At 71.2% G+C, this 9195-nt stretch carries 8 protein-coding genes; 3 read left to right on the top strand and 5 right to left on the bottom strand.

Features of this window, described 5'->3' with window-relative positions; translation table 11 throughout:
* Positions 1-1350: prolyl oligopeptidase family serine peptidase (locus ACFVYN_RS40565; RefSeq protein ID WP_390007778.1), on the top strand; the 1350-nt coding region annotated here is incomplete at its 5' end.
* Between the two features lie 29 nt (positions 1351-1379).
* Here ACFVYN_RS40565 and ACFVYN_RS40570 read toward each other — a convergent pair.
* Complete coding sequence (locus tag ACFVYN_RS40570) at positions 1380-2177, bottom strand: S1 family peptidase (protein ID WP_390007781.1); 798 nt, start codon at positions 2175-2177, stop codon at positions 1380-1382.
* Positions 2178-2368: 191 nt separating this feature from the next.
* Here ACFVYN_RS40570 and ACFVYN_RS40575 point away from each other — a divergent pair, with 191 nt between their 5' ends.
* The gene (locus tag ACFVYN_RS40575; protein ID WP_390007784.1) at positions 2369-3166 is read left to right on the top strand and encodes an SGNH/GDSL hydrolase family protein; all 798 of its coding nucleotides are present in this window, start codon (positions 2369-2371) and stop codon (positions 3164-3166) included.
* A gap of 9 nt (positions 3167-3175) precedes the next feature.
* Here ACFVYN_RS40575 and ACFVYN_RS40580 read toward each other — a convergent pair whose 3' ends face one another.
* The gene (locus ACFVYN_RS40580) at positions 3176-3661 is read right to left on the bottom strand and encodes a TetR family transcriptional regulator (RefSeq protein WP_390007787.1); all 486 of its coding nucleotides are present in this window, start codon (positions 3659-3661) and stop codon (positions 3176-3178) included.
* 62 nt (positions 3662-3723) lie between these two features.
* Here ACFVYN_RS40580 and ACFVYN_RS40585 point away from each other — a divergent pair, with 62 nt between their 5' ends.
* Positions 3724-4218: an SDR family NAD(P)-dependent oxidoreductase gene (locus ACFVYN_RS40585; protein ID WP_390007789.1), complete on the top strand. Its 495-nt coding sequence runs from the start codon at positions 3724-3726 to the stop codon at positions 4216-4218.
* Between the two features lie 104 nt (positions 4219-4322).
* Here the strand turns inward: ACFVYN_RS40585 and ACFVYN_RS40590 are convergent, their stop codons facing one another.
* Genes ACFVYN_RS40590 through ACFVYN_RS40600 form a run of 3 tightly spaced genes read right to left on the bottom strand, consistent with a single transcriptional unit; the run spans position 4323 to position 9152 of the window.
* Positions 4323-7385: an alpha-mannosidase gene (locus ACFVYN_RS40590; RefSeq protein ID WP_390007792.1), complete on the bottom strand. Its 3063-nt coding sequence runs from the start codon at positions 7383-7385 to the stop codon at positions 4323-4325.
* A gap of 25 nt (positions 7386-7410) precedes the next feature.
* The gene (locus ACFVYN_RS40595) at positions 7411-8304 is read right to left on the bottom strand and encodes a carbohydrate ABC transporter permease (protein WP_390007795.1); all 894 of its coding nucleotides are present in this window, start codon (positions 8302-8304) and stop codon (positions 7411-7413) included.
* The gene (locus tag ACFVYN_RS40600) at positions 8304-9152 is read right to left on the bottom strand and encodes a carbohydrate ABC transporter permease (RefSeq protein ID WP_390007798.1); all 849 of its coding nucleotides are present in this window, start codon (positions 9150-9152) and stop codon (positions 8304-8306) included. The genes ACFVYN_RS40595 and ACFVYN_RS40600 overlap by 1 nt, the downstream gene beginning before the upstream one ends.
* Positions 9153-9195 lie beyond the last annotated feature (43 nt).

The following is a 9195-nucleotide window of genomic DNA, read 5'->3' on the forward strand; positions in this document are numbered from 1 at the left end:
GCCTACACCCGCGCCCCGACGAGCACCGCCCCGGACACGAACGTCGTGGTGATCGCCGACGCGTCGACCGGCGCGGAGCGGCGCACCTTCTCCCGCCCGGGCCACCAGTACTACGGCCCGCTCTTCACCGCCGACGGCACGCGCCTGGTCTGCGAACGCCAGCGGGAGGAGACGTACGACACCGAGTGGCAGGACACCCTCGTCGCCCTCGACCCCGTCTCCGGCGAGGAGACGGACCTGCTGCCGGACTTCGACAACTGGCCCTGGCCGGGACGGGCGATCCTCTCACCGGTTCCCGGGGACACCACGCTGTGGTTCACCGGCGACGAGCGGGGCCACTGCCCGGTCTTCCGCCGCGACCCGGACGGCACCGTCACCCGCCTCACCGCCTCCGGTGCCTACACCTCCCTCTGCGTGACACCCGACGGAGCCACCCTCTACGCCCTGCGCAGCGCGCTCGACAGCCCGCCCCGCGCGGTCCGCCTCGACGCGGGCAAGCCCGACCAGCACCCCGCCTTCCTCAAGACCCCGGGCGACCTCGGCCCCCTCCCCGGCACGCTGACCGAGGTGCACGCGACCGGCGACGACGGTTTCGCCCTCCGCGCCTGGCTGGTCCTGCCCGAGGTCGCGGGGCCCGGCGACCCCTCACCGCTCCTCGTCAACCTGCACGGCGGACCCCAGGGATCCTGGAGCGACTGGCCCGGGCAGTGGAACCCCTGGCCCTTCGCGGCCCGCGGTTACGCCGTACTCCTGCCCGACCCGGCCCTGTCCTCCGGATACGGGCAACGGATGCAGCAACGCGGCCGTGGCCAGTACGGCGGCCGGCCCTACCGCGACGTCATCGCCCTCACCGACGCCGCACTGGCCCGCCCCGACCTCGACGCGAGCCGGACGGCCCTCGCCGGCTGGTCCTACGGCGGCTACCTCGCGGGCCGCGCCGCGACCCTCACCGACCGCTTCAGAGCGGTCGTCTCGCACGCCGGGTTCTGGAACCTGGAGGCGTTCCAGGACGAGACCGACCTGCACACGTACTTCCGCGAGATCTTCGGCGACCCGCGCATCCGGCGCGAACGGTACGAGGCGGACTCGCCCCACTTCGACGCGGCGAACCTGACGACACCGATGCTGATCGTGCACGGCGGCAAGGACTACCGGGTGCCGGTGAGCCAGTCGATGACCCTCCACCACGACCTCCAACGCCAGGGCGTACCCGCCAAGTTCCTGTACTTCCCGGAGGAGAGCCACGGCATCGAGGCCCCGAACCACCTGCGCCTCGTGTACGAGACGGCCCTGAACTTCCTCGACCACCATGTACTGGGCGAGGAGTGGAAGCGGCCCGGGCTCCTGTGACCTCGCCGATCAGCCGACCGGCGTGCGTGTCAGCGCGTCGGGATGCCCAGATCCGCGGCGACCGAGTCTGCGCGGACGAAGACGGACACCGGGAACTGCTCGTCGCAGTACTTGTTGCCCGACGACACGATTCCGACGACCTTGCCGCCGCTGATCAGCGGCCCGCCGGAGTCTCCGGGGCAGATGCTGTCGGTGGTTCCGGGGCGGGGCATGCCGCACAGCATCGTGGTGGGGTCGTCGACCTCGGGGTCGGTGTACGGCCCGCAGTCGGCGAGCGGGGAGAGGACGAGCTTGGTCTGCTTGAGCCGGGTGGCGGTGACGCCGGGCCCGGTGCGTCCCCAGCCGACCACGGTGGGCGTGCGGCCGTCGGCCACCAGCTTGCCGTCCTTCGGTCCGGCCACCGGGATCGTCCGGTACGGCATCGGCCGGTCCAGGGTGAGGACCGCGGCGTCGTGGGGGTAACCGGGCCCGCTGTACCGCGAGTCCATCCGGGCCGAGGCGACCTCCCGTACGGTGCCGTCGGTGCCGTCCACCTGGGTGCGGCCGCCGACGACGCGCAGGGTGGACACCTCACCGGCGGCCTCCACGCAGTGGCCGGCCGTGAGCACCTTCGTGGGCGCGACGAGCGTGCCGCCGCAGAACTGCCTGCCGTTGTACTCGATCAACATGGCGTACGGCCGGGCCTTCGTGGTGGCCGGACCGCCGCCCTTGATCGCGGAGGCGGGGACGGCGGTGGACCAGAGCGCGGCCGCGGCGAGCACGGCGGTGGTGAGGACGGCGGCCGTGCGGGTTCCGGGACGAATGGCTGTAACTGCGCGGATCGGCATGGTGGTTTCCCCCTGGACTGCTCGGCGCGGAACGTGGTCGGGCCCCGCGTGGTGTGGTCGGTGGGGAGGACGAGCGTCAGGGGTGCAATGGTTTCGGCAATGGTTTCAAAGGATGCCGTGTTCCGGCCGAGCGACCGCTCTCGCGCATGCCGTCGCCCCGGAACGTCCAACAGTCCGAGGAGGAGCTCCCCATGACGGCACGACACATCCGGCACATCGCCGCGCTGGGCAGTTCGTACGCGGCGGGTCCGGGCATCGAGCCGGTCGCCGACCGGAGAGCACACCGCTCCGCCCGGAACTATCCGCAGCTGCTCGCCGAACGGCTCGGTGCCGCACTCACGGACCTCACCGTGAGCGGAGCCACCACCGAGACGATCACCTCCACCCCCCAACGCGTCGGGTTCCGCACCTTTGCGCCCCAGCTGGACGGTCTGCCCGCGGACGCCGACCTGGTGACGGTCACCGCCGGCGGCAACGACCTCCAGTACATCGGCAGCATGGTCCGGCTGGCCCTGGCGGCCCGTTTCTCCTCCCGCCGCCTCTCCCGCCCGCTGGGCTCGATGCTGAGGCGGGACGGTGTGCCGCGACCGTCACCCGCGGACATCGACCGGGCGGTGACCGGTCTGGTGAGGGTCGTGGAGGAGGTCCGCGGCAGGGCGAGGGACGCGCGGGTGATCCTTGTCGACTACCTCACGGTGGTCGGGCCCGACACCGGCTACTGCCGCGCGACCCCTTTCGACGAGACGACACGGGAGGAGTTCCGCCGCCTCGGCGGCCAGGTCGCCGACGTCTTCACCCGCGCGGCCACCCGCACCGGGGCCGAACTCGTCGCCATGGGGCCGCGCAGTCGCGACCACGCCCTCGGATCGCCCCACCCCTGGGTCACCGGGCTCCCCGAACGCCTGAGCCGCTCCGGCCTCACGGGCGCGTTCCACCCCAACAGCGCCGGCATGCGGGCGGTGGCGGGCGCCATCGCCGATCAGCTGTGAAGGTCCAGTTCAGTCGAGGAGGATGTGGCGCAGCATCCGCGTGAGATACGCGGTGAGCTGTTCCGGCGGCATCGAGGCGAGCGGGTCGGTTCGCGCGATGTACCGGCTGAAGGCCACGCCGATCGTCTGGGCGCCCACGAGTGCCACCCGGGCGTCCAGGTCGTCGTCCGAAGCCGCCGTTCCGTCGGGGCGGAGCACGGACCGGTAGACGGCGGCACTGCGCTCCTGCATCGCGGACAGCAGGTCGGCGGCCGCGCGTTCGTCGGATGCGGCACCGCGTACGAGGGCGACGAGCGGGTCGCCGGCGGCGTCGGTCTCCATCCGCCGTACGAAGGCGTCGGCGATCCGGTCGGGCAGTGTCGCCGCGTCCCCGGCCGTCACCTGTTCCAGGTCGCGATGGCCGGGCACCGCCGCCAGGAACAGCCGCTCCTTCGAGGCGAAGTGACGGGTGATCAGGCCGTGGGTGACACCGGCCCGTCCTGCGATGTCCCGCAAGGGGTGCGGGCGTACCCGCGCTCGGCGAAGGCGTGGCGGGCCGCGTCCAGGATGGCCGCCCGGTGCCCCTCGGGGTCCCGCCGACGTCTGCGCGGTGGACTCCCCGGCTCTTCCCGGTCCTTCGTGGCGCCCTCTTCCATGCGATCGGCACACTCGTCGTAGGCGGCAGCGGAGGGCTGGGTGAAGTGATCGCCCGGCACTTCACCGACCGCGGGGACGACGTCATCGCCACCAGCAGGGACAAGGCGCGGGCGGAGGCCACCGCCGCCCGGATCGGCGCGGGGGCCCGGGGCCTGGCCCTCGACCTCGGCCGACCGGAGACGATCGGTGCCGACTTGGCCGCAGTGACCGAGGTCGACCATGTCGTCATCACCGCGGTCGGCCAGGCGGCCAATTCCCTGGCGCAGTTCAACGTCACGGATGCCGTGGCGGCCGTGACCATGAAGCTCGTCGGCTACGCCGAGGACCGTCCGCGTGCTGCGCGACCGCTTCCACCCCGACGCCTCCGTCGTCCTCTTCGGCGGGCTCGCGAAGGAACGCCCCGATCGGACGACTGATGACCATGGCCGACATCGCCGACGCCACCGAGTTCCTGCTCCGCAACACCGGCGTCAACGCCCACGACCTGCACATGGACGGCGGCCTCCTCGCCACCTGAGCCTCAGCCGTCCGACGCGGGCCGCAACCGCAGCGTGAGGATCTGGAACGGCCGCAGCGTCAACCGGACAGCGTCCGCCAGTGGTCGGTGGCTCGACGGGTCGTCCAAGGGACGCTCCAGCAGGTCGGTCACCAGGGAGGAGGCCAGCGGGAAGCCGGTGGTTAGGGTGGCCGATGCGCGGGTGCCGCGGGACTCGTAGAGCCGTACGACGACATCCCCGCTGCGGTCGTCGGCCAGCTTGACCGCCTCCACGACCACGCCCTCGTGGTCCACCGACACCAGCGGGGCGACCGTCGCACTGCCCGGCACCACCCGCTCGGGCAGGTTGAAGCGGTACCCCTCGCGCCGCGCGTCGCCGACATCGACGCCGATCACCAGCGCGTACCCGAGCCGGTGGGTGCCCTGGTCCTGGTCGGGGTCGGGGAAGCGGGCGGCGCGCAGCAGGGAGAGGCGGACCGTGGTGGTCGTACCGCCGTCGGGGCGCACGTCACGGGTGACGTCGTGGCCGTAGGAGGAGTCGTTGACCAGGGCGACTCCCCAGTCGGGCTCGCCGACGTGCACGAAACGGTGGGCGCACGTCTCGAACTTGGCCGCGTCCCAGCTCGTGTTGGTGTGGGTGGGCCGCTCGACGTGACCGAAGGGGATCTCGGCGGTCGAGTGGGCGGCCCGCACGTCCAGCGGGAAGGCCGCCTTGAGGAACTTCTCCCGCTCGTGCCAGTCGACGACCGTGTCGATCACCGGCCCGCGTGACCCGGCCGGCAGCGTCAGGGTCTGCTCGATCCTCGACGCGCCGAAGACCCGGACCACCCGGACGCCGTCGGCGGTCGCCGTGACGGACTCGGCGTCGGTGAGGTCGCGCACGGAGTTGCGGTAGAAGGAGTCGACGTCCCAGGCGTCCCACTGGTTGGGGAAGTCCTGGTGCAGTTGGAGGAGGTTGCCGACCGTGCCGGGAGCCAGCGCCTCCCGGCCGGCGGTGTGGTCGTAGGCGGAGGTGATCAGACCGCGGGCGTCCACCACGACCCGGACCAGACCGTTGTCGAGGACGAACCCGTCCCCGTCCGGCACCGGCGTCACCGGTGCGTCGACGGTCTCGGAGCGCGGGCCCGCGCCGAATGCCGTGACCCCGCCCCGGGCATGCGGCGCGGAGTTGAAGACGACCGTGCCCTCGGGCTCCCCGGCCAGCACCGCCTGGGCCGCACCGATCAGCTCCTCCAGTTCGCGGGCCACAGCCGCGTACGTCTCCTCCGCCTCCCGGTGCACCCAGGCGATCGACGTCCCGGGCAGGATGTCGTGGAACTGGTGCAGCAGCACCGTCTTCCACAGCCGGTCCAGCGCCTCGTACGGATACGGCGACCCGTGCCGTACGGCCGCGGTCGCCGCCCACAACTCCGCCTCGCGCAGCAGGTGTTCACTGCGCCGGTTGCCCTGCTTGGTGGCCAGCTGACTGGTCAGGGTCCCGCGGTGGAACTCCAGGTAGAGCTCCCCGGACCACACCGGCGCTCCGCCGTTCGCCTCGTACTCGTCGTGCGCGCGGCGGAAGAAGTCGGCGGGCCCCTCCAGCTCGACGCGTGCCGAACCCTCCAGGTCCCGGAGCCGGTCGGCGCGCGCCAGCATCTCGCGGGTCGGGCCGCCACCGCCGTCGCCGTAACCGAAGGGGATCAGCGAGTGGTTGGCGCCCGCCTTGTCCTGGAAGTTCCTTACGCTGTGCGCGACTTCGGCGCCGGAGAGCTCGCCGTTGTAGCTGTCGACGGGCGGGAAGTGGCTGAAGATCCGGGTGCCGTCGATGCCCTCCCACCAGAAGGTGTGGTGCGGGAACTTGTTGGTGGTGTTCCAGGACATCTTCTGCGTCAGGAACCACTTCACCCCGGCCAGCTTCATCAGCTGCGGCAGGGCCGCGTTGTAGCCGAAGGTGTCCGGCAGCCACATCTCCTCGGTCTCGACGCCGAACTCCTCCAGGAAGAACCGCTTCCCGTGGACGAACTGGCGCACCAGGGCCTCGCCGCCGCTGATGTTGGTGTCCGGCTCCACCCACAGGCTGCCGGTGGGCAGGAACTGCCCGGTCTTCGCCTTCTCCTGGGCCCGCGCGTACACCTCGGGCCGGTGCTCCTTCAGCCAGGCGAGCTGCTGCGCCTGGGACATGACGAACCTGAACTCCGGGTGGTCGTCCATGAGGTGGGTGACGTTGGAGACCGTCCGGGCCACCTTGCGGACGGTCTCGCGCAGCGGCCACAGCCAGGCGGTGTCGATGTGTGCGTGCCCGACCGCCGAGATGCGGTGCGCGCTGGCGTGCGCGGGTGAGGCCAGTACGGGGGCGAGGGCGGCCCGTGCGGCGGCCGCGCTGCCGCTGACGTCCTGCAGGTCGATCGCGTCCAGGGCGCGTTCGACCGCCCGCAGGATCTGCCAGCGGCGCGGGGAGTCGGGGGACAGCTCCGGCATCAGCTGCCCCAACACCTCCAGATCCTGGACGAGTTCGTGGACCTGCCGGTCGAACACGGCGAGGTCCAGACGCCGTAGCCGGTAGAGGGGCTCACCGGGGTCCGCGGCCGGGTCGCCCAGCCACGGCGCCCGGCCGCCCACCGAGGTGGGTCCGAAGGTGAGCTCGCCCGGGGCGCTGTGCATGACGACCGGGTTGGCGGCGGCCTCGACGTGGGCGACGAACTCCTCGCCGCCCACGGCCTGTTCGGCCACCGGCAGCCAGATGTTGCGCGGGTTGAGGGCCTTCACCGCGGTGCCGTCCGGGCGGTAGACCAGTCCCTCGGCGGAGAAGCCCGCGGAGTGGGTGGCGAACCCGAGGTCCAGGACGGCCTCGACCGTCTCACCGGCCCAGTCCGCCGGAATCGTGCCGCTGACCTTGAACCAGCTCGTCGACCAGGCCGGCCCCCACCACTCGCCGACCCCGGTCGGACGGTAGGGAGCGGCCAGACCCTCACGGACCGGCACCGGCTCACCGGCGACGTTCCACACCTCCACCTCCAGGGGGACGGACCGGGCGTGGACGGCGGGCCGAATCCGTTCGTCGAGCACTCGGGCGAGCCGCTGTTCGGTGAGGTCACGGTCGTTGTGCATCACATCTCCGTACAGGTGGGGGGAGTCAGCCCTTGAGGGCTCCGCCGAGCGCGAAACCGCCGCCGAGCTTGCGGGCCAGCAGCAGGTAGAGCATCACGACGGGCAGCGAGTAGAGGAGCGAGAACGCCGACAACTGGCCGTACTGCGTCTGGTCGTGGGCGGAGAGGAAGGTGAACACGCTGACGGACGCGGGGAGTTTCTCCGGGGACAGCAGCAGGATGAAGGGGACGAAGAAGTTCCCCCACATGCCGATGAACGTGAAGATGGTGACCACCACGACACCCGGCCGCATCAGCGGCAGCACCACCCGCCACAGCACCTGCATGGTGTTCGCGCCGTCGATGCGGGCGGCCTCCTCCAGGACGATCGGGACGCCGTCCATGAAGTTCTTCATCAGCCAGATCCCGAACGGCAGCGCGGACGCGGCCAGGAACAGGGTCGTGCCCGGCATCGAGTCGATCAGGTTCACCTGCACGAACATGCTGTACACCGGGATCATCACGGCGGTGATGGGCAGGCCGGTGGAGAACAGGATCGTGTAGAGGAACGGCCGCCGGGCCCGGGACCGGTAGCGGGAGAGCGGGTAGGCGCACAGCACCGACGCCACCACGGTCACCGCCGTGCCGAAGCCGCACAGCAGCAGGCTGTTGAGCATCGGCCGGTAGGTGGTGTCGACGTTGAGGACCGCGTCGAAGTTGTCGAGCGTCAGAGCCGAAGGCCACTTCAGCCGGAAGGAGTTGGTGACGCTCACCGAGGCGAGGACCATCCACAGCAGCGGCAGGACGTACAGCACCGATACGGCGAGCAGCACGAGGTTGATCACCAGGCGCCCGGGACGCACGCGGCGCCCGCGTGGCTGACTCGGCGCGGCAGGGACCTTGTTCACGGTCCTGGGGGGCGGGGTGGCGACGGCGGCCATCAGTCGTCCTCCAGTTTCAGCAGCCGGATGTACACGACGGAGAACAGGGCGCCGACCACCAGCAGGACCAGGGCGATGGCGGTGCCGTAGCCGATCAGGCTGTTCTGGAAGGCCTGTTGGTACATGAAGATCGGCAGGGTCTCGCTCTTGTTGCCGGGGCCGCCGCGGGTCATGGTGTAGATCAGCCCGAAGACGGAGAGCGTCTGGAGCGTGATCAGCATCAGGTTCGTCAGGATCGACGGCCTGATGACCGGCAGCACGACCCGCCACAGCCGCTGCCAGGGCCCGGCCCCGTCCATCTCGGCGGCCTCCACCAGTTCCTGCGGTACGTCGTTGATGGCGGCGGTGAAGACCATCAGGGAGAAGGCGGTGCCGCGCCACACGTTGGCCAGGCACACCGCGAGGATCGGCATCGTGTAGAGCCAGTTCTGGTCCGGCAGATGCACGGCGTCCAGAAGCGAGTTGAGCGAGCCCTGGTCGTAGAAGAAGGCGTACATCAGATAGCCGGCGACCACCTCGGGCAGCACCCACGCGGCGATCACCACGCCGTTCACGAGGGCCCGTACCGGCTTGGTGGCCTTCTGCATCAGGACGGCCAGCGCGAGCCCGAGGGTGTTCTGGCCGATCACCGCGGAGCCGACCACGAAGAGCAGGGTCAGCCACATCGCGTTGAGGAAGTCGGCGTCCTTGAACGCCCGGGTGAAGTTGTCGACGCCGACGAAGTCGGTGCCGGCGGCCCCGGTGAGCTGCATGTCGGTGAACGCGTAGTAGACGCAGTACGCGATCGGACCGGCCAGGAACACCACCAGCAGGACCACGGCCGGGACCGTCGGCAGGCCGCGCAGCAGCGAGCGGACGGCGGGGGCGGGCGCCCCGCGGGCCCGGCAGGGG

Source organism: Streptomyces sp. NPDC058307 (assembly GCF_042880295.1).
In the GTDB taxonomy this organism is placed as follows: domain Bacteria; phylum Actinomycetota; class Actinomycetes; order Streptomycetales; family Streptomycetaceae; genus Streptomyces.